Genomic DNA, 18,962 nt, shown 5'->3' on the forward strand with positions numbered 1-18,962 from the left:
GACTCTTCAACACATCACTGGTGGGAGCGCTCCCACAGTACCTGACACATACACAACCCGCACGTTCCCCGCCCGAGCCGCAGCGAGAAACAACGGGCGCCACCAATGCAGTTGGCCGGGGGGTCGGCACGTCAGGCAACAGGAGGACGCAATGCGTACGAGTACCCGCCGGTCCCGCAGACTGGCGGCCATAGCGGCCGTCGCAGCGATGACCGCAGGGCTGCTGGCCGGCTGCTCGAAGGACTCGAACGACGGCAAGTCCGACTCCGACGGCGGAGGCAGCGGCAAGACGCAGCTGACCATCGGCACGTTCGGTGTCTTCGGCTACAAGCAGGCCGGTCTCTACGACGAGTACATGAAGCTTCACCCCAACATCTCGATCAAGGAGAACGTCACCACTCGTACCGACGTCTACTGGCCCAAGACGCTCACGCGTCTGCAGGCCGGCTCCGGCACCGACGACATCCAGGCGATCGAGGTCGGCAACATCACCGAGGCCGTCCAGACCCAGGCCGACAAGTTCGTCGACCTCGGCAAGGAGGTCGACAAGTCGCAGTGGCTGGGCTGGAAGCTCTCCCAGGCCACCACCAAGGACGGCAAGACGATCGCGCTCGGCACCGACATCGGCCCGATGGCGATCTGCTACCGCAAGGACCTCTTCGCGAAGGCCGGTCTGGAGACCGACCGCACCAAGCTCGCCGCGCAGTGGAAGGGCGACTGGGCCAAGTACGTCGACCTCGGCAAGACGTACATGAAGAAGGCGCCCAGCGGCACCAAGTTCGTGGACTCCGCCTCCTCGGTCTACAACGCCGCCCTCGGCGGCGAGAGCCAGCGGTACTACGACAAGGACGGCAACGTCATCTGGGACAAGTCCACCGGTGTGAAGAAGTCCTGGAACGCCGCCATGACCGTGGCGACCAGCAACATGTCGGCGAAGCTGAAGCAGTTCGACCCGACGTGGGACCAGGGCTTCGCCAAGGGCTCGTTCGCGACCGTGGCCTGTCCCGCCTGGATGATGGGCTACATCCAGGAGAAGTCCGGTGACGCGGGCAAGGGCAAGTGGGACGTCGCCGCCGCGCCGACCGCGGCCAACTGGGGCGGTTCGTTCATCGGTGTGCCGACCGCGGGCAAGCACCAGAAGGAGGCCGTCGCCCTCGCGAAGTGGCTGACCGCGCCCGAGCAGCAGGCGAAGGTCTTCGCCAAGCAGGCGAGCTTCCCCTCGACCCCGGGGGCGTACTCCAGCCTGACGCCGGCCGCCGCCACCACGGAGTACTTCTCCAACGCGCCGATCACCCAGATCTTCGGCGACTCGGCGAAGACCATCCCGGTCCAGTACTTCGGCACCAAGGACCAGCCGATCGGCACCGCGATCACCGACGTCGGCATCCTCCAGGTCGAGCAGAAGGGCAAGACCCCCGACCAGGGCTGGAACGCGGCAAAGGCTGAGATCAAGGACGTGCTCGGCCAGTGACCAGCTCCAAGCAGGCTCTCGCGCAACCCGCGACGAGCGCCGACGCCGCGCCCGGCTCTCAGCCGGGCGCGGCCCGGGGCGCTCAGGGTCGCGGTACGCCGCCGCAGCACCCGGGTTCCTGGCGCAGCCGGCTGTACCGCTGGGACATGAAGGCGTCGCCGTACGCATTCATCGCCCCCTTCTTCATCATCTTCGGGGCCTTCGGCCTCGTACCGCTGCTCTACACCGCCTGGTACTCGCTGCACAATGTGCAGCTGTCCGGCCTTGACCACCAGACCTGGGCCGGTCTGGACAACTACAAGAATCTGCTGTCCTCGGAGTTCTTCTGGAACGCCCTGGAGAACACCTTCTCCATCGGCGTCATCTCCACGGTGCCGCAGCTGCTCATGGCCCTCGGGATCGCCCATCTGCTCAACTACCGGCTGCGCGGCTCGACCGTGTGGCGGGTCGTGATGCTCACCCCGTACGCCACCTCGGTGGCGGCCGCGACGCTCGTCTTCACGCTGCTGTACTCGTGGGACGGCGGAATGGTCAACTGGCTGCTGCACTTCGTGGGGGTCCACCCGATCAACTGGCGCGAGTCGGACTGGGGTTCCCAGTTCGCCGTCTCCTCGATCGTGATCTGGCGCTGGACCGGCTACAACGCGCTGATCTACCTCGCGGCGATGCAGGCCATTCCCACGGACCTGTACGAGTCGGCCGCGCTGGACGGCGCCGGCCGCTGGCAGCAGTTCCGCCACGTGACGATCCCCATGCTGCGGCCGACGATCCTGTTCACCGTGGTCGTGTCCACGATCGGTGCCACCCAGCTCTTCGGTGAACCGCTCCTGTTCGGCGGCGTCAGCGGCTCCAAGGGCGGCTCCGCCCACCAGTACCAGACGCTCGGCCTCTACATGTACGACCAGGGCTGGGGCATCGGCAACCTCGGCAAGGCGTCGGCGATCGCATGGACGATGTTCCTGATCCTGCTGATCATCGCCGCGGTCAACCTGCTGATCACGCGACGGCTGAGGAAGTCCCAATGACCACGACTGAACTGACCGCCCCCCAGGCGGAGACGAAGGGGACCGGGGACACCAGGGGCACGGGGCGCCGCCGGGTGCTCGGCGCGGGCAAGCAGCTCCACGCGGGGCCGGTGACGTACATCGTCCTGACCGTGTTCGCCCTGGTCTCGCTCGCGCCGCTGGTCTGGACGGCCATCGCGGCCTCGCGCAACAACACCCGGCTCGCGCAGTCGCCGCCGCCGCTGTGGTTCGGCGGGAACCTGTTCTCGAACCTCGAGTCCGCCTGGGACCAGGCCGGGCTCGGCACCGCGATGATCAACTCCACGATCGTGGCCGGGACCATCACCCTCGGCACCGTCGTGTTCTCCACGCTCGCCGGGTTCGCCTTCGCCAAGCTGAAGTTCAGGTTCTCCGGACTCCTGCTGCTGCTGACCATCGGCACGATGATGATCCCGCCGCAGCTGGCCGTCGTCCCGCTGTACCTGTGGATGAGCAACCTGGGCTGGTCCAACCAGCTCCAGACGGTCATCCTGCCGACCCTCGTGAGCGCTTTCGGCACGTTCTTCATGCGGCAGTACCTGCTGCAGGCCCTGCCCTCCGAGCTGATCGAGGCGGCACGGGTGGACGGCGCGAACAGTCTGCGCGTCGTGTGGCACGTCGTCTTCCCGGCGGCCCGCCCGGCGATGGCGGTGCTCGGTCTGCTGACGTTCGTCATGGCCTGGAACGACTTCCTGTGGCCCATCATCGCCCTGAACCAGCAGGAGCCGACGGTGCAGGTCGCCCTCAACGCGCTGGGCACCGGCTACATCCCCGACCAGGCCGTCATCATGGCGGGCGCGCTGCTCGGCACCCTGCCGCTGCTCATCGCCTTCCTCCTGTTCGGCAAGCAGATCGTGGGCGGAATCATGCAGGGCGCGATCAAGGGCTGACCCGCCCGTCCAGGGGCCGGGTCACCGGAGCCTCGGCCCCTCACGTCCGCCCTTCCCTTCCCCACCTCCAACACGTCGGTCTTCACGACCCCCTTGGGAGCGCTTCCATGCCTGAGTCCGCAACACCCGTGACTTTCCCTCCGGCCTTCCTCTGGGGTGCGGCGACCTCCGCCTACCAGATCGAGGGCGCGGTCCGCGAGGACGGCCGAACGCCGTCGATCTGGGACACCTTCAGCCATACACCGGGCAAGACGGCCGGCGGCGAGCACGGTGACATCGCTGTCGACCACTACCACCGCTACCGCGACGACGTGGCCCTGATGGCGGACCTGGGCCTCGGCGCGTACCGCTTCTCCGTCTCCTGGTCGCGGGTGCAGCCCACCGGCCGGGGTCCCGCCGTCCAGCGCGGCCTGGACTTCTACCGCCGCCTGGTCGACGAGCTCCTGTCGAAGGGCATCAAGCCGGCCGTCACCCTCTACCACTGGGACCTGCCGCAGGAGCTGGAGGACGCGGGCGGCTGGCCCGAGCGCGAGACCGCGCTGCGCTTCGCCGAGTACGCGCAGATCGTGGGCGAGGCGCTGGGCGACCGCGTCGAGCAGTGGATCACCCTGAACGAGCCCTGGTGCAGCGCCTTCCTGGGCTACGGCTCCGGGGTGCACGCCCCCGGCCGCACCGACCCGGCGGCGGCCCTGCGCGCCGCCCACCACCTGAACCTCGCGCACGGGCTCGGCACCTCGGCGCTGCGTTCCGTGATGCCGTCCCGCAACTCGGTCGCGGTGAGCCTCAACTCCTGCCCGATCCGGCCGCTCACGCAGGACCCGGCGGACCTGGCCGCGGTCCAGCGCATCGACGACCTGGCCAACGGCGTCTTCCACGGCCCGATGCTGCACGGCGCCTACCCGCAGTCGCTGTTCACGGCGACCCGGTCGATCACCGACTGGTCCTACGTCCAGGACGGCGACCTCGCGCTGATCCACCAGCCGCTGGACGCCCTCGGCCTCAACTACTACACGCCGACGCTCGTCTCGGCCGCCGCTGCCGCGACCGAGGGTCCGCGCGCGGACGGGCACGGCTCCAGCGCGCACTCCCCCTGGCCGGGCGCGGACGACGTGATGTTCCACCAAACTCCGGGCGAGCGCACGGAGATGGGCTGGACGATCGAGCCGCAGGGGCTGCACGACCTGATCATGCGCTACACCCGGGAGGCCCCGGGCCTGCCGCTGTACATCACGGAGAACGGCGCGGCCTACGACGACAAGCCGGACCCGGACGGCCGCGTCCACGACCCCGAGCGCGTCGCCTACCTGCACGGCCACCTGTCCGCCGTGCACCGCGCGATCGCCGACGGCGCCGACGTCCGTGGCTACTTCCTGTGGTCCCTGCTGGACAACTTCGAGTGGGCCTACGGCTACGAGAAGCGCTTCGGCGCGGTCTACGTCGACTACGCGACGCTGACCCGCACGCCGAAGTCGAGCGCCCACTGGTACAGCCAGGCGGCCCGCACGGGCACGCTGGCGCCGGTGACGCCCGCCGAGTAGGCGGACGCATCCCCCGGTCACGGGGGACCGAGGACACGGGGCGCGACACCCGAGGGGGGTGCCGCGCCCCGGCCCGTACGCGCCGCCCCGACAGGCGCGCGGCGCGAGGGAGAAAGGGCCTGGGCCCCGTCCGAGTCACCGGACGGGGCCCAGGCCCTTCGTGCTTCGTCACGACGCCCCGGCCGGGTGGGGGGTGGCTGGTGGAGAAGACCGGCCGGGGCGTGCGCGACCCCCGTTTCGCGATGGCTACTTGAGAGCGGCGAAGGCCTTGGAGAAGGCGCCGTCGCTCTGGACGATGGAGCTGCAGGTGGCGTCCGCCGTGCTCTTGGCGCCGCCGGGGCACTGCTTGTCACGGGCGCCGGACCACATCGACAGCCAGCCGATGCCCTTGGACTGCGCGAAGGAGACCAGCTGCGAGGCGTCGTCGACCTTGAAGATCTCCGAGGACACGTCGTTGACGCCGATCATCGGGGTGATCGCGACGGTCTTCCAGGCGGCGCTGTCGGACAGGCCGAGGACGCTCTTGATCTGCGCCTGCGTGGCGGTGGCGGCCTGCTGGGCGAGGTCACCCATGTCGCCGCTGAACGCCGGGCCGTAGTCCATCGCCATGATGTTCACGGTGTCGATCTTCACGCCGTTGGACTTGGCGTCGGCGAGCAGGTTCACGCCGTCCTGGGTGAGCCCCTGGGGCAGGACCGGCAGGGTGAAGGAGACGTCCAGGCCCGGGTGCTGCTTCTGGAGCTTGGCGATGGCCTGGGACCGCTTGGTGTTGGCGGCCGTGTTCGGCAGCGCGCCGCCCTCGACGTCGAAGTCGACCTTCGTGAGCTTGTAGGCGTCGACGGCCTTGCCGTACGCCGCGGCCAGCGCGTCGGCGGAGGAGCAGGACGTGGCCAGCTCCGTACCGGAGGCACCGCCGAAGGAGACCCGGACGTCGCCGCCCTTGGCGCGCAGCGCGCCGATCTGCGCCGCGACCGCGTCGGTGGCGAGGTCGCTGACGCCGCCCCACTTCGGGGTGCAGCCGCCGCCGTCGGTGACGAAGGCGAGGTTGTAGTTCTTCACGCCGGTGGCGTCGGCCGCCTTGAGCAGGTCGAAGGCCGGGAAGAGGGAGGTGTCGACGTAGGGCGCGAAGCCCGCGCTCGTCGTGGTGCCGCTGCCCGAGGTCTGCGTGGGCGACGGGGTGGCCGTGGCGGTCGCGGTGGCGGTCGGCTTCGGGGTGGCGCTCTGCGTCGCGGTCGCGGTCGGGGTGGGCGCGGCCGTGGGGGTCGCGGTCCCCGTCGGACGGCCGCTCGGCTCGGGGGTCGCCCCGTCCACCGAACACTTGGTGCCGTCGATGACGCAGCCCGTCGGGTTCGCGGTGCCGTTCACGACGAAGCCGACGGTGACGGACTCGCCGGCCGCCAGGCCGTCCTTGTCCCAGGACGGGGGCGTCACCGTGACGTGCTGGCCGCTGACCGAGGACGTCGCGTCCCACAGCGAGCTGAGCTTGGAGCCGGCGGGCAGGTCGAACTCCAGCTTCCAGTCGGGCTTGCGCTGGGCCGTGTCGTTGGAGACGACGTACTGCGCGGTGTACCCCGTGGACCACTCGCTGGTCCGGGTGTACGCGGCGCCGACACTCGACGCGTTCGCGATACCGGTGAACAGGAGGGCGCCACCACCGGCCACGGCCGCCGCGACGACGGCGCCTATCGCCTTGTTCCTGCCACTGACCTTGCGCCGGTGCGTGCTGCTCATCGCGTGCCTGCCTTCGCGGAATCACGGGGGGGTTCACTGGGGTCGTCCCAGGGGTGCGGGCATCACGCTAGCGATCCGGAATCGGTCAAACCGGTTGATCCGGACGCCGGTTGAGGATCTTAGGGTCCGCTTAAGGAAGGCATCGGGAGCCGTTAAAGGTCGAGACCAATGTGGGCGTTTTGGCGGGCGTCGGGGACTCGCGAGGTACCTGCTCAGCGCACGGCCGCACGCCGGCGGCGCCGTACGCTGCCGCGGTGGCCGCTGCGGACCGGGGCCCTGCCGTCCAGCTGGATCCAGATGCGCACCTCGGTCCCGCCCAGCACGGACGAGCCGATCCGGACGTCGCCGCCCGTCGCCTCCGCGAGCCGGCGCACGATGTCGAGGCCGAGGCCCGTGGATCCGTCGTTGCCCGAACCCCGGCCGCGCGCCATCGCCGCCTCGGGGTCCGCGATCCCGGCGCCCGCGTCCGACACCAGGACGATCACGGCGTCCTCGGCGTTGTGCACGTCGACCGCGAAGGCCGTGCCCTCCGGGGTGTGCCGGAAGACGTTGCCGAGGAGGGCGTCGAGCGCGGCGGCGAGGTCGGCGCGGGCCACGGGTATGCGGCACGGCCGGTCCACACCGGCCACCCGCACCTTGCGGCCCTCGTCCTCGGCGAGCGCCGACCAGAAGTCCATGCGCTCGCGCACGACCTCGGACGCGTCGCAGCCGGCGCCTGCGCCCAACGCCGCGGTTTGCGGCTTGGCCTCCCGGGCGGTCCTGATGATCGTGTCGACCTCGCGCTCCAACTGCTCCACGGCGGCCCGGGTCTGGTCGGCGGCCGGCCCGTCGCCGAGCGAGGCGGCGTTGAGACGGAGCACGGTCAGCGGGGTGCGCAGCCGGTGCGAGAGGTCGGCGGCGAGCTCCCGCTCGTTGGCGAGGAGCTGGACGACCTGGTCGGCCATGGAGTTGAAGGCGACGGCGGCCTGCCGCAGTTCGGTCGGCCCCTCCTCGGGCACCCGGGAGCCCAGCTTGCCCTCGCCCAGTTCGTGCGCGCTCTCGGCGAGGCGCTGCGCGGGCTGCACCATCCGCACGCCCAGCCGGTCGGCGACCGCGACGGAGCCGATGACGAGGGCGACGCCGACCGCCGCGAGGACCGCCCAGGCCGTGCCGACGCCGTTGCTGACCTCGGCCTCGGGCACGTACACCTCGATGACCGCGATCCCGGAGCTGAGCGCGACGGGCTGGAGCAGCGCCGAGCCGCCGGGCACCTCCGCGGTGGAGGCACGGCCCAGCCGCCGGGTCATGGCGATGTCCTTGGCGACCGCGCGCCTCCGGCCGATCTCGACCGAGGGTTTGCCGTCGCCCGCGGGGATGTGCACGGCCATCTGCGCGTCCGCGCCCGCGGACGCGACGACGCGCTCCAGCTCGTCCCGGTCGGTGGTGATGGAGAGTGCGGGCGCGATGGCGGCGGCCTGCCGCTCGGCGTTCGAGAACGCCCGGTCGCGCGCCATCTCCTTGATCACCAGACCGAGCGGGACCGCGAAGGCGACGACCACCATCGTGGTCACCGCCACGCACACCTTGACCAGTGCCCACCTCACAGCGGCCGCTCCGCTCTCGGGGGTTCCAGCTTCACGCCGACGCCCCGCAGGGTGTGCAGATAGCGCGGCCGGGCCGCCGTCTCCCCCAGTTTGCGGCGCAGCCAGGAGAGATGGACGTCTATGGTCTGGTCGTCGCCGTAGGACTGCTGCCACACCTCGGCGAGCAGTTCCCTGCGGGGCACGACGACCCCGGGGCGTCCGGCGAGGAACGCGAGCAGGTCGAACTCGCGCCGGGTGAGGTCGAGTCGGACGCCGTCGAGTTCGGCCTGGCGGCGCAGCGGGTCGATGGCGAGCCCGCCGACCCGGATGACCGTCGGCACGGGGGCCTCGCCCACGGTGGTGCGTGAGCGGCGCAGCACCGCGGCCATGCGCGCGGACAGGTGCTCGACCGAGAACGGCTTCGTCAGATAGTCGTCCGCGCCGGCGTTCAGCAGCCGGACGATCTCCGTCTCGTCGTCCCTCGCGGTGGCGATGATGACCGGGACGTCGGTGATCCCGCGCAGCATCTTCAGGGCCTCGGACCCGTCCAGGTCGGGCAGTCCGAGGTCGAGGATCACGACGTCGAAGGGGAAGTGGGCGACCTCGCGCAGCGCCTCCAGCGCGGTGCCGACACTGCGCACGATGTGCGCGGCCTCGGTCAGATGCCGGATGAGCGCCGAGCGTACGAACTGGTCGTCCTCGACAACGAGCACACTTGCCATGGGCGGCACCGTACGCCATCCGGGCGTGGCCGTCCGGCGCCTGTGGACAACGCTCATCAGGCAGTTGTGGACAATCCCGGCCCACTCGGCGGGGGACATTCCGGATCTTGGCAGGGCCGGGAGACACCCGTGGTGCTCGTGGTGCAGTATGGCCGCGATGCGCAGAGGACTCGTACACGTACTCGCGTGGTCGCTCGCCACGGGCGCGGCGGTCACGCTGTCGTGGTGGGGTGTCCACACCGTCATGACGGGCACGGCCTACGACCCGCCCCGGGCACTGCCCCTCACGGTGGCGGGCGCGACGGCCAAGGAGACGCTGCCGCTGGCGTCCTCGACACGGCGGGCCGAGCCGTCCAGGAGCGCCCCGGTCACACCGTCCGCGCGTCCGAAGCCGAGCGCGACGCCCTCCAAGTCAGCTGCGGCGAGCGGCAGTCCGTCGCCGTCGCCCCCCGCCGCCTCCGCCTCCGCGACCGGGCAGGTCAAGAGCTACGACTCCGACGGCGGCCGGGTGGTCTTCGACATCACCGCCACGTACGGGACGCTGGTGTCGGCGACGCCGAACACCGGCTGGTCGATGCAGGTGTGGAAGACCGAGACGTGGATCCGCGTGGAGTTCAGCTCGGGCGCCGACCGGGTGTCGGTGTTCTGCGACTGGCACGACGGGCCGCCGCACGTGGACATCGGGACGTACTGAGTCCGGCGCCGGGCCGGGCGGGCGCGACTTCGCGGACACCCCGAGGGCCTGCCGGGCAACTCCCTTGCGCCCGGCGGCAGACGACCGGATCGCCCGAGCCGCCCTAGCGGAACACGGACGGTGGTGGTGCCGGTGAGGCGACCGCCACGGCGTCCGTGACCGGGACCGCGCCGCCCGTGAAGTCCAGGAGTCCCCTGCCGTGTTCGACCCGGGCGGGATGCGGGTCGGAGGCGGCGCGGCGGGTCAGCTCGGCGATGGGAAGCGGCCGGCCGGACGCGACGAGGACGGCATTGCCGAAACGTTTGCCCCGCAGCACGGTCGGGTCGGCGACCAGGGCGAGTTCGGGGAAGACGGAGGCCACCGTGGCGATCTGGCCGCGGAGATGGGCGAGCGGGGGCCCGTCGGCGAGGTTCGCGGCGTAGACCCCGGAGTCCTTCACCGTCCGGCGGACCTCCGCGACGAACTCGGCGGACGTCAGATGGGCCGGGGTGCGCGCCCCGCTGAAGACGTCGGCGATGACCAGGTCCGCCCAGCCGTCGGGCACCTTGGCGAGCCCCTCCCTGGCGTCCACGGACCGCACCCTGATCCGGGCGTTCGGGTCCAGCGGCAGCTCGCGGCGCACCAGTTGGACGAGGGCTGCGTCGCGTTCGACGACCTGCTGGGTGGAGCGGGGGCGGGTGGCGGCCGTGTAGCGGGCCAGGCTGAGGGCGCCGCCGCCGAGGTGGACCACCTGCACGGGCTTGCCGGGCGGGGCCAGCAGGTCGATCACGTGGCCGAGCCGGCGCTGGTACTCGAAGCTCAGGTACGCCGGGTCGTCGAGGTCGACGTGGGACTGCGGGGCGCCGTCGATGAGCAGCGTCCAGGCGCGCGCCCGGTCGCGGTCGGGCAGCAGCTCGGCGAGTCCTCCGTCGACGGCCTCCACGACCGCCTCGGCGGCCTGCCCGCGCCGTCCGCCCCGTCCGGTGTCGCGGCCCTCGTCCGCCCGCTGATTCCTCGCCCGTGCCATCTGGCCATTATCGGGGCGCGCGGGCGGGTCGGCTCAGCGGCGGGTGACCCGGGTGCCCGGACCGCTCACCGGCAGCCGTCCGCCGCCTCGATCAGCCGGGCGGCCTCGCCCAGCGCGGCCCGCAGAACCGCCGGATCGGTCGCGAGATCGGCGTCCCCGGGCGGGAGAAGCCAGTCCGAGCCCTCGACCGGAGGCTCGGGGGCGGTCGCCCGCAGTCCCCGGCCGTCGGTCTGCGTACAGGTGCTTCCGGGCACGTCCCAGGCGTCGGCGGTGCCCGGCGGCACCAGGAAGCCAAGGGTGTCGCCGCCGCCGTCGTGCAGGACGGGCCCCACGTGGTCGGCCGCGCCGCGGCGCAGGATGTCGACCGCCTCCAGACCCTGGCGGGCGGGGACGGTCACCAGGTCGCACTCGGCGGCCGGCAGCGGGACGCCGTGATCCGGGGACGGCCCGTGCCGTCCGGTCGACGGCGGCGTACGGAACTCGGTGCTCTGCGCGATCTGCATCCCGGCCTCCAACGGAACCCCTCCTCAACAACGAGTGGGTCGGGAGTTCGGGCGGCTCCCGGTCCATCCGGTTCAACGCTCCGGGACGTCAACGGCTACGGCGAAACTCCGCCACAAAGGATGGCAGTTCATGGCAGATCGTGGATGAGATATCCGGTTTGTAGCCAAACCCAGCGTGGCGGCGTTGTCACACCAGGTACGTTCGTGCACCGCCGGAAGCAGGGCACCTACCGGGTACAACCCGGTCAACTCGGTCTCCTGTCCGGCGTGGTTCGACGGTTCGCAAGAGAGGGCCCGGCCATGGCGTCGTCATCGGTGACCTCGTCCCCGTCCCCCCGGCCTGCACGGCCGAATCTCGCCTTCCGGCGGTTGCGCGGACAGCGCTCCCCGGGCGAGTTCGCCGCGCTGGTGCGGCGGGCCGCGCGCGAGATCGGCGAGCGGGTCAGCTGCGACGCGCGCTACATCGGGCGCGTCGAGGCGGGCGAGATCCGCTGTCCCAACTACGCGTACGAGCGGGTGTTCCTGCACATGTTTCCCGGCCGCACGCTGACCGACCTCGGTTTCACCCCCCGCTCATGGGTACGCGGACGCGGGGCGCGCGACCCGGGCGAGCCACAGCCCACACCCTTCACGATCCCTCCGCACGCCTCTTGTGAGACGGACGGGGCGCACGAGACGTATGAGTCACCGGGTCCGCTCCACGTCCCGGCCCCGTACGGACCGCGCACCGCGCACCACACGGACAGCCCGCACGATCCGCACAGCCCGCACGATCCGTACGACCCGCACCCGGTGTGCGATCCGTACGACCCGTACGAGAAACGCGATCAGAACCACGAGGAGAGCGACGTGCAGCGTCGCGCATTCATGACCGGAGGCACCGCCACCGTGGCGGCCTCGCTCGGCCCCTTCGCCCTCGGCGGCACCGCCGCGGCCGGCGAACGACGCGTCCACCGGGCGGGGACGTCCGAGGCGGGCGCCCTCGAAGAGGCCGTCCGCAGGATCAGGCTGCTCGACGACAGACACGGGGCCGACGGGCTCTACCGCCGCGCGGCGGCACCGCTGCGCACCGCGTACGCGCTCCTCGACGCGGGCACGACCCGGCAGACCACCGCCGACCGGCTCTACTCCGGCGCCGGCGAACTGGCCATCTCGGTGGGCTGGCTGGCCCACGACTCCGGGCGCTTCGACGACGCGCGCTCGCACTACGCGGAGGCCCTCGCGACCGCGCGGATGGCGGGCGACGCGGGCCTGGAGGCACACGCCTTCTGCAACACGGCCTTCCTCGCCCGCGACGCGGGACGCCCGCGCGAGGCCGTCCGCGCGGCCCAGGCGGCCCAGCGCGCCGCCCGGCCCCTCGGCTCGCCCCGGCTGCTCTCCCTGCTCGCGCTGCGCGAGGCGGGCGGCTGGGCCGGACTCGCCGACCGCCGCGGCTGCGAGCAGGCGATGGCCCGCGCGCAGGCCCTCTACGGCCGAGGCCCCTCGGAGACCGACCCGGAGTGGATGACCTTCTACGGAGAGGCCGAGCTGGAGGGTCTCGAGGCGCAGTGCTGGTCGATGCTGGGCGACTGGCCCCGGGCGGCCCGCCACGCGCGCCGCGCCGCGCATCTTCAGGACCCGCACTTCACCCGCAACATCGCCCTCTACACCGCGGAGCTCGCCGACGACCTGGCCCGCGGCGGACGCCCGGACGAGGCCGCCGTCGCCGGCCAGCGCGTCCTGGACCTGCTGAACGAGGTCCAGTCCTCCCGCATCCAGACCATGCTGGCGGGAACGGCCCGGGTGCTCCTCCCGCACCGCAGGGCCTCGGGCGTCTCGGCGTTCCTCGACCGCCACGCGGGCCTGCCGCGCACGGCGTGAGAACCGCCGGTCAGACGCTCAGGTGCCCGCAGTCGTTCCACACCTCGACCGCCGGCTCCCCGTAGGCCCAGCCCAGCACCGACAAGGAGGTCGGGTTGAGCCGGATGCGGGCCGCGAAGTCCAGCGGGAGACCCAGCCAGCGGGCGCCTATGGAACGCAGGATGTGCCCGTGGGCGAACACCAGGACGTCACGGTCCTCGGAGCGGGCCCACGCGACGACCTCGTCCGCGCGCGCGGCGACCTGCTCCAGGGTCTCCCCGTCGGGAACCCCGTCGCGCCAGATGAACCAGCCGGGGCGGATGTCCTGGATCTCGGCCGGGGTCATGCCCTCGTAGGCGCCGTAGTCCCACTCCAGGAGCGCGTCCCAGGCGCTCGCCCGCTCCCCGAAACCGGCGAGTTCGCACGTGTCGCTCGCCCTCGAGAGCGGGCTGGTGCGCACCTCGAGACCGGGCAGGGCGTCGAACGGAGGCCGGTGCAGCCGCTCGCCCAGCAGCTTGGCGCCGCGCCGCCCCTCCTCGAGGAGCGGGATGTCGGTCCTGCCGGTGTGCTTTCCGGACAGCGACCAGGCGGTCTGTCCGTGCCGGGCCAGCAGGATGCGCGGTGCCATGACGAGGAACCTTTCCGGGACGGCGGCCCGGACGAGCGCGTCGGCTCACCCGTGGACGACTGAGGAGTGGGTCACTCCATCATCGCTCACCCCCGCTCCGGGCAACCCGGGGGGCGATCTCCGCGTCTTTGAGATCCGGGGCGCCCCTCCGGGGCGTTCGGCCGCCCCGTAAAATCCCGGGGTGGCCACGAACCGCCTGGTCACCACGAGCAGACGGGCACGAGCAGATGGGGGAGGGCGATCGGATGCCGGGGACCGATGCAGCGCGTACCGAAGCGGCACCGCGCGCCCGGTCGGGCCGGTCGGCCGGACCGCGCCCGGCGGCCGCACCGGGGGTCCGGCTGCGCTGGTGGACCGAGGTCCCGCTGATCCTGCTCGTGTACGGCGCGTACACGGCGGGCCGGCTCCTGGCCAAGGGCGACACGAGCGGCGCCGTGGACCACGGCCTGGCGATCCTGCGGGTCGAGAAGGCCCTCCGCCTCAACGCCGAGCACCCGCTGAACCGGCTGTTCACCCGGGAGGCCTGGCTCGGCATACCCGCCGACTTCTGGTACGCCTCCCTGCACTACGTGGTGACGCCGGCGATCCTCATATGGCTCTTCCGCTCCCGGAAGGTGCTCTACCGCGCCGCCCGCACCTGGCTGTGGACCTCCACCTTCATCGGCCTGATCGGCTTCACCCTGCTGCCGACCTGCCCGCCCCGGCTGCTGTCGCCCGAGCACGGCTTCGTCGACACGATGGCCCAGTACAGCGCCTACGGCTGGTGGGGCGGCGAGGCGAGCGCCCCGCGCGGCATGGGCGGGATGACCAACCAGTACGCGGCGATGCCGAGCCTGCACGTGGGCTGGGCGCTGTGGTGCGGGGTGATGCTCTGGCGCCACGGCCGGACGCCCGCGGCCAGGGTCGCCGCCGTCGTCTATCCGCTGTTCACCACGATCGTCGTGATGGGAACGGCCAACCACTACTTCCTGGACGCCGCCGCGGGTGTCGTGGTGATGGGGGCCGGCCTGCTGCTGACCCCGCTCGTGCTCCGGGTCGCGGACCGGCTGCGGACGCTTCTCGCGGTCCGTGTCCCGTGGGTCCGGGGTGCCTCGCGGGACGAGGGTTCCGCGATTGTCAGTGCGGGGTGCCAGACTTCCACGGGTGAACGAATTCCCCGACAGCGCGAGTCCCGACCCGGGCCGGGAGCCGAGCCGGGTGCCGCCCCCACGGACGCCGGGGACAGCGCTGCGACAGCAGCTCGCTGAGCTGCGCGGTCCGGACACCGCACCCAAGGCACTGGACGCGCGCGCCCTCGCGGCGCTGGCCGCCAATCCCGGGTGCGACCGGCGGGCCCTGCTGGACGGCGTGGGCGTCGACAAGGCGAAGCTGGCCGGAGCGCTCGGCGCGCCGTCGGCGTTCGGGATGTCGCAGTTCGCCTTCATGCGGGGCAACGCGTTCGAGGCGCGGGTCAAGGCCGACGGGGGCGCCGAGCTGCTGCGGCTGGTGCACGAGCGGCTGGACCCCCGCGCCGAGCCGCCCGGCTCCGGTACCGCGCCCGACCTGTCCGCGATCGGCCCCGAGGGGCGCACGGCCCGTACGGAACTGGCGCTGCGCGAGGCCACCGGGGCCGGCGTCTGGACCCTGCTCGACCACCCCATGCTCGCCCTGGACGTCGCGGGATCCCCCGCGTTCCTGGAGCCGGACGCCGTGGTCGTGCACCCCGACGGCGGCTGGACGGTCGTCGAGATCAAGTCGTTCCCGATGCTCGACGGTTCGGCCGACCCGGCCAAGGTGGGCGCCGCCGCCCGGCAGTCCGCGGTGTACGTCCTGGCCCTGGAGGAGGTCGCCGCCCGCCTCGACCCCGCTCCCGAGGTCCACCACCGGATCCTGCTGGTCTGCCCGAAGGACTTCTCCAACCTCCCCGCCGCCTCGGCCGTCGACGTACGCAAGCAGCGCGCGGTCACCCGCCGCCAGCTCGCCCGCCTCACCCGGGTCGAGGACATCGCCGCCGCCCTGCCCGAGGGCATCTGCTTCTCCCCCGACCTTCCCGCCGACGAGCTGATGACGGCCGTCGAGTCGGTCCCGGCGACGTACGCCCCCGAGTGTCTGTCCGCCTGCGAACTGGCCTTCCACTGCCGGGCCCGCTCGCGCGAGCGGGGCGCGGTCACCTCGCTCGGCCGCTCGCTGCGCGCCGAGCTCGGCTCCCTGACGACCGTGCCGGACGTCCTGGCCGCGGCCCGCGGGACGGCCGGCGACCCCGCGGACCCCGCCGTCGCGGCCCTCAGAAGAGCGGCCCTGCTGCGGACGGAGGCGCTGCGCGGCACGCCCGCGACGGCCGGTGCCCCGGACGGCCGGGAGGCGGGCGCATGTCGCTGATCACCGCCCTCGCCCGGCTGGAGGCCGTCGAGAGCGGCCGGGCTCAGCCCGCCGCCACCGTGCTCCACCGCCATCTCGGCGAACGGCCGCTCGTGTTCGTGCCGCTGACCACCGCGGGCGAGGCCGGGGCCCCGCTCGGCGCGCTCGTCGGCACCGACCGGAACGCGCCCCGGCTGCTGGTCGTGCCGCAGCCGCGCGACCGCGACCTGCGGTTCGCCTTCCTCGCCGAACTGGCGGACGTCGTCCTGCCCTACATCGACTCGTTCGCGGACGTGGTCGAGCCGGCCGAGCGCAGCGAGACCGACCCGGAGACCGGCAAGCGCGTCAAGGTCGAGGTCGAGCTGTGCGCGGACGCCCCGCAGCTGATCGTGCCGGGCCGGGCCGGCATCGACTTCGTCCGTCTCCTCGGCCGCTCCACCCGCTTTCGGCGCACCGCCGAGCAGGACCCCGAGGCACCGCATCCGGCGCCGCCCCGGGTGCCGTTGTTCGGGCGCTGGCTGACCCACTTCGGGGAGCGCGCCCGGGTGCCGGGCTCCGCCCTGCTCCTCGCCCTGACCGACGTGCTGGCGCGGCACTGGGCCACCGGGCAGAGCAGCCTGGAGGACCAGCACCTCGGCGCGCTGCTCGCCTGGCTCGATCCGCCCGAGGGCGAGGCGGGCGCCGAGGCCGCGGTGCGGGCCGAGCTCCAGCGGGACGCGCGCGGCCAGCTCGTCTGCCCGCCCGCGGGACCGGCCACCGACCCCGCCTTCGACAACCAGCTGCTGGCCCCCGCGATCGAACGCTACGACCGTGCGCGTACGGCGCTGGCCGCCGCCGAGGACGGTGTGCAGGCGGACGACCGGCTCGGTGAACTGACCGCGGCGGAGCGGGAGATCCGCGATCTCGTAGCGAGCGTCACCCGGCCCACCTGGGACGCCGTCTGGCACGGGCTCGACCTGCTGCGGGCGCTGCCGGAGGGGGCGCACACCGCCGACCGGTGGACCCGCGACCGCTGGTCGTTCACCGGGCACCGCGACCGGGTGGTGGCGGGCGAGCCGCCGCAGCCGCGCCGTGACGACGCGGTCACCGCCGCGAACAAGCTGGCCACCCGCGAGCGGGAACAGGCCAGGCTGGAGGCGCAGGAGGCACTCGACGACCCGCTGGTCATGGCGGGCCGGCGGCTCGCCGGAGAGGCGTTCGCGGGCGAGGTCACCGAGGTGGTGATGGCCTACAGCGAGGGGAAGCGGCCGAGTCCCCGTCCGCTGGTGACCGTGCGCACGGAGGACCGCCCGCACCTCGCGGAGCGGGCCAAGGTGTACCGCTCGCTCGGCGGGAAGCCACAGTCCGCGGAGTTCGTCGGGCTCGACGACGAGGGCGCCCTGGTGCTGCGGATCGTGGACAAGATGGGGCGCGGCAAGGAGCCGGAGGCCGGTTCCCTGCCGGAGAAGGGGGACCTCGTCTGCTTCACCGCCTTCGAGCACGAGCAGCGCGGCGGCGCCAAGCTGCCCGACCCGGAGGAGACGCCGTGGACGCACGGAGGGCCGCCGGGTGAGCCCGGTGCGCCGCCGCTGCCGGACCCGGTGACCGAGGAGGACGTCCTTTGACCGCCGTCGCGACCGCCGTCTTCGACCCGGGCGCCGAGGCCGCCCGCGCCACCGACGCGATCCTGCACGACACCCTGCACGGCACCGACCGCGGTGTCGTGGTCGACTCCCCGCCGGGCGCCGGCAAGTCGACCCTCGTGGTCCGAGCCGCCCTCGAACTGGCATCCGCCGGGCGCCCGTTGATGGTCATCGCGCAGACCAACGCGCAGGTCGACGACCTGGTGCTGCGGCTCGCGGAGAAGGCCCCCGACCTGCCCGTGGGGCGGCTGCACAGCAGCGACTCGGACCCGTACGACAAGGCGCTCGACGGCCTGGACCAGGTCCGCAAGTCCGCCAAGGCGGCCGACCTCGCGGGCCTGGACGTCGTCGTGTCGACGGCGGCGAAGTGGGCCCACGTCAAGGGTGTCGAGCCGTGGCGGCACGCGATCGTCGACGAGGCGTACCAGATGCGCTCGGACGCGCTCCTCGCCGTCGCCGGGCTCTTCGAGCGGGCGCTGTTCGTGGGCGACCCGGGGCAGTTGGACCCGTTCGCGATCGTCGGCTCGGAGCAGTGGGCGGGCCTGTCCTACGATCCGTCCGCGTCCGCGGTGAGCACGCTGCTCGCGCACAACCCGCATCTGCCGCAGCACCGGCTGCCGGTGTCCTGGCGGCTGCCCGCGTCGGCCGCCCCGCTGGTCTCGGGGGCGTTCTACCCGTACACGCCGTTCCGCAGCGGCACCGGTCACGGGGACCGGCGGCTGGACTTCGGTGTCCCGTCGGACGGTTCGGGCACCGACCGGGTCATCGACGAGGCGGCCGCGTCCGGTTGGGGGCTGCTGGAGTTGCCGGCCCGGAACACTCCGCGCACCGACCCGGAGGCGGTCCACGCGGTGGCCGCCGTGGTGCGCCGGCTGCTCGACCGGGGCGGGGCGGCCACGTCGGAGCGGGCGCCGGACCCGGTGCCGCTGACGGCGGAGCGGATCGCGGTGGGCACGGCGCACCGCGACCAGGCCGCCGCCGTACGGGCGGCGCTGGCCGGTCTCGGCGTCACGGACGTCACCGTGGACACGGCGAACCGGCTCCAGGGACGGGAGTTCGACGTGACGGTCGTCCTGCACCCGCTGTCCGGGCGGCCGGACGCGACGGCCTTCCACCTGGAGACCGGACGTCTGTGCGTACTCGCTTCCCGGCACCGGCACGCGTGCATCGTGATCTGCCGGGAAGGAATCACGGAGTTGCTGGACGACCACCCGTCGACCGAGCCCGTGCAGCTGGGAGTGACCGTGAAGTTCCCCGACGGCTGGGAGGCCAATCACGCGGTGCTGTCGCATCTGGCGGAGCACCGGGTGGCCTGGCGGCCCTGAACCCGGCTCCGGGAGGAGCGCGGATCCCCGGGGGCGCACGGCCCCCCGGGG

The 18,962-nt window shown here is 72.6% G+C and carries 16 protein-coding genes; 10 read left to right on the forward strand and 6 right to left on the reverse strand.

All coding sequences use genetic code 11. The features are described 5' to 3' along the window. Positions 1-151: 151 nt before the first annotated feature. From IO36_RS11760 to IO36_RS11775, 4 genes are all read left to right on the forward strand, one after another. Complete coding sequence (locus IO36_RS11760) at positions 152-1,471, forward strand: ABC transporter substrate-binding protein (protein WP_037619102.1); 1,320 nt, start codon at positions 152-154, stop codon at positions 1,469-1,471. Next, positions 1,468-2,496, forward strand: coding sequence for a carbohydrate ABC transporter permease (locus tag IO36_RS11765; protein WP_037619103.1), 1,029 nt, complete (start codon positions 1,468-1,470; stop codon positions 2,494-2,496). The genes IO36_RS11760 and IO36_RS11765 overlap by 4 nt, the downstream gene beginning before the upstream one ends. After that, complete coding sequence (locus IO36_RS11770; RefSeq protein ID WP_037619104.1) at positions 2,493-3,404, forward strand: carbohydrate ABC transporter permease; 912 nt, start codon at positions 2,493-2,495, stop codon at positions 3,402-3,404. Before IO36_RS11765 ends, IO36_RS11770 begins: the two co-directional genes overlap by 4 nt. Positions 3,405-3,511: 107 nt before the next feature. Beyond that, positions 3,512-4,942, forward strand: coding sequence for a GH1 family beta-glucosidase (locus tag IO36_RS11775; RefSeq protein WP_037619105.1), 1,431 nt, complete (start codon positions 3,512-3,514; stop codon positions 4,940-4,942). A gap of 246 nt (positions 4,943-5,188) precedes the next feature. On the opposite strand, the gene IO36_RS11780 is transcribed toward IO36_RS11775, so the two are convergent. The 3 genes from IO36_RS11780 to IO36_RS11790 form a co-directional block, all read right to left on the reverse strand. Continuing rightward, a complete protein-coding gene (locus IO36_RS11780) occupies positions 5,189-6,673 on the reverse strand; it encodes a glycoside hydrolase family 18 protein (RefSeq protein ID WP_037619107.1) in 1,485 nt (494 codons plus the stop codon). Between the two features lie 212 nt (positions 6,674-6,885). Then, on the reverse strand, positions 6,886-8,256 hold the full coding sequence (locus IO36_RS11785; RefSeq protein WP_037619108.1) for a HAMP domain-containing sensor histidine kinase: 1,371 nt from the start codon (positions 8,254-8,256) through the stop codon (positions 6,886-6,888). Continuing rightward, positions 8,253-8,957 carry a response regulator transcription factor gene (locus tag IO36_RS11790; RefSeq protein ID WP_037619109.1) on the reverse strand — a complete coding sequence of 235 codons (705 nt, stop codon included), beginning with the start codon at positions 8,955-8,957 and terminating at the stop codon, positions 8,253-8,255. Before IO36_RS11790 ends, IO36_RS11785 begins: the two co-directional genes overlap by 4 nt. A gap of 157 nt (positions 8,958-9,114) precedes the next feature. On the opposite strand from IO36_RS11790, the gene IO36_RS11795 reads away from it, so the two are divergent. Next, positions 9,115-9,651 carry a hypothetical protein gene (locus tag IO36_RS11795; protein WP_037619465.1) on the forward strand — a complete coding sequence of 179 codons (537 nt, stop codon included), beginning with the start codon at positions 9,115-9,117 and terminating at the stop codon, positions 9,649-9,651. 103 nt (positions 9,652-9,754) lie between these two features. Here the strand turns inward: IO36_RS11795 and IO36_RS11800 are convergent, their stop codons facing one another. Further along, on the reverse strand, positions 9,755-10,657 hold the full coding sequence (locus IO36_RS11800; protein ID WP_037619110.1) for a spermidine synthase: 903 nt from the start codon (positions 10,655-10,657) through the stop codon (positions 9,755-9,757). Between the two features lie 65 nt (positions 10,658-10,722). Next, the gene (locus IO36_RS11805) at positions 10,723-11,160 is read right to left on the reverse strand and encodes a hypothetical protein (protein ID WP_037619467.1); all 438 of its coding nucleotides are present in this window, start codon (positions 11,158-11,160) and stop codon (positions 10,723-10,725) included. Between the two features lie 300 nt (positions 11,161-11,460). On the opposite strand from IO36_RS11805, the gene IO36_RS11810 reads away from it, so the two are divergent. Next, entirely contained in the window at positions 11,461-13,020 is a 1,560-nt protein-coding gene (locus IO36_RS11810) for an NsdA family TPR-like regulatory protein (RefSeq protein WP_037619112.1), read from the forward strand. A gap of 10 nt (positions 13,021-13,030) precedes the next feature. On the opposite strand, the gene IO36_RS11815 is transcribed toward IO36_RS11810, so the two are convergent. Then, a complete protein-coding gene (locus tag IO36_RS11815) occupies positions 13,031-13,627 on the reverse strand; it encodes a histidine phosphatase family protein (protein ID WP_037619114.1) in 597 nt (198 codons plus the stop codon). Between the two features lie 245 nt (positions 13,628-13,872). On the opposite strand from IO36_RS11815, the gene IO36_RS11820 reads away from it, so the two are divergent. From IO36_RS11820 to IO36_RS11835, 4 genes are read left to right on the forward strand one after another with little or no spacing between them, the layout of a single operon-like run. Further along, a complete protein-coding gene (locus tag IO36_RS11820) occupies positions 13,873-14,874 on the forward strand; it encodes a phosphatase PAP2 family protein (protein ID WP_051900321.1) in 1,002 nt (333 codons plus the stop codon). Then, positions 14,825-15,985 (forward strand): hypothetical protein, encoded by a 1,161-nt coding sequence (locus IO36_RS11825; protein WP_037619117.1) that lies wholly within the window; start codon positions 14,825-14,827, stop codon positions 15,983-15,985. The genes IO36_RS11820 and IO36_RS11825 overlap by 50 nt, the downstream gene beginning before the upstream one ends. Continuing rightward, the gene (locus IO36_RS11830) at positions 15,976-17,568 is read left to right on the forward strand and encodes a hypothetical protein (protein ID WP_037619118.1); all 1,593 of its coding nucleotides are present in this window, start codon (positions 15,976-15,978) and stop codon (positions 17,566-17,568) included. The genes IO36_RS11825 and IO36_RS11830 overlap by 10 nt, the downstream gene beginning before the upstream one ends. Beyond that, positions 17,565-18,911, forward strand: a complete 1,347-nt coding sequence (locus IO36_RS11835; RefSeq protein WP_037619119.1) for an AAA domain-containing protein — start codon at positions 17,565-17,567, stop codon at positions 18,909-18,911. Before IO36_RS11830 ends, IO36_RS11835 begins: the two co-directional genes overlap by 4 nt. The last annotated feature ends 51 nt before the right edge of the window (positions 18,912-18,962 follow it).

This window comes from Streptomyces aureus (assembly GCF_000725495.1).
In the GTDB taxonomy this organism is placed as follows: Bacteria; Actinomycetota; Actinomycetes; order Streptomycetales; family Streptomycetaceae; genus Streptomyces; species Streptomyces aureus_B.

What these genes read in the sequence shown, in the direction of transcription:
- IO36_RS11760 (WP_037619102.1), top strand. Translation starts at nt 152, where the DNA reads ATGCGTACGAGTACCCGCCGGTCCCGCAGACTGGCGGCCATAGCGGCC.
- IO36_RS11770 (WP_037619104.1), top strand. Translation starts at nt 2,493, where the DNA reads ATGACCACGACTGAACTGACCGCCCCCCAGGCGGAGACGAAGGGGACC.
- IO36_RS11775 (WP_037619105.1), top strand. Translation starts at nt 3,512, where the DNA reads ATGCCTGAGTCCGCAACACCCGTGACTTTCCCTCCGGCCTTCCTCTGG.
- IO36_RS11780 (WP_037619107.1), bottom strand. Translation starts at nt 6,673, where the DNA reads ATGAGCAGCACGCACCGGCGCAAGGTCAGTGGCAGGAACAAGGCGATA.
- IO36_RS11790 (WP_037619109.1), bottom strand. Translation starts at nt 8,957, where the DNA reads ATGGCAAGTGTGCTCGTTGTCGAGGACGACCAGTTCGTACGCTCGGCG.
- IO36_RS11795 (WP_037619465.1), top strand. Translation starts at nt 9,115, where the DNA reads ATGCGCAGAGGACTCGTACACGTACTCGCGTGGTCGCTCGCCACGGGC.
- IO36_RS11800 (WP_037619110.1), bottom strand. Translation starts at nt 10,657, where the DNA reads ATGGCACGGGCGAGGAATCAGCGGGCGGACGAGGGCCGCGACACCGGA.
- IO36_RS11805 (WP_037619467.1), bottom strand. Translation starts at nt 11,160, where the DNA reads ATGCAGATCGCGCAGAGCACCGAGTTCCGTACGCCGCCGTCGACCGGA.
- IO36_RS11810 (WP_037619112.1), top strand. Translation starts at nt 11,461, where the DNA reads ATGGCGTCGTCATCGGTGACCTCGTCCCCGTCCCCCCGGCCTGCACGG.
- IO36_RS11815 (WP_037619114.1), bottom strand. Translation starts at nt 13,627, where the DNA reads ATGGCACCGCGCATCCTGCTGGCCCGGCACGGACAGACCGCCTGGTCG.
- IO36_RS11820 (WP_051900321.1), top strand. Translation starts at nt 13,873, where the DNA reads ATGCCGGGGACCGATGCAGCGCGTACCGAAGCGGCACCGCGCGCCCGG.
- IO36_RS11830 (WP_037619118.1), top strand. Translation starts at nt 15,976, where the DNA reads ATGTCGCTGATCACCGCCCTCGCCCGGCTGGAGGCCGTCGAGAGCGGC.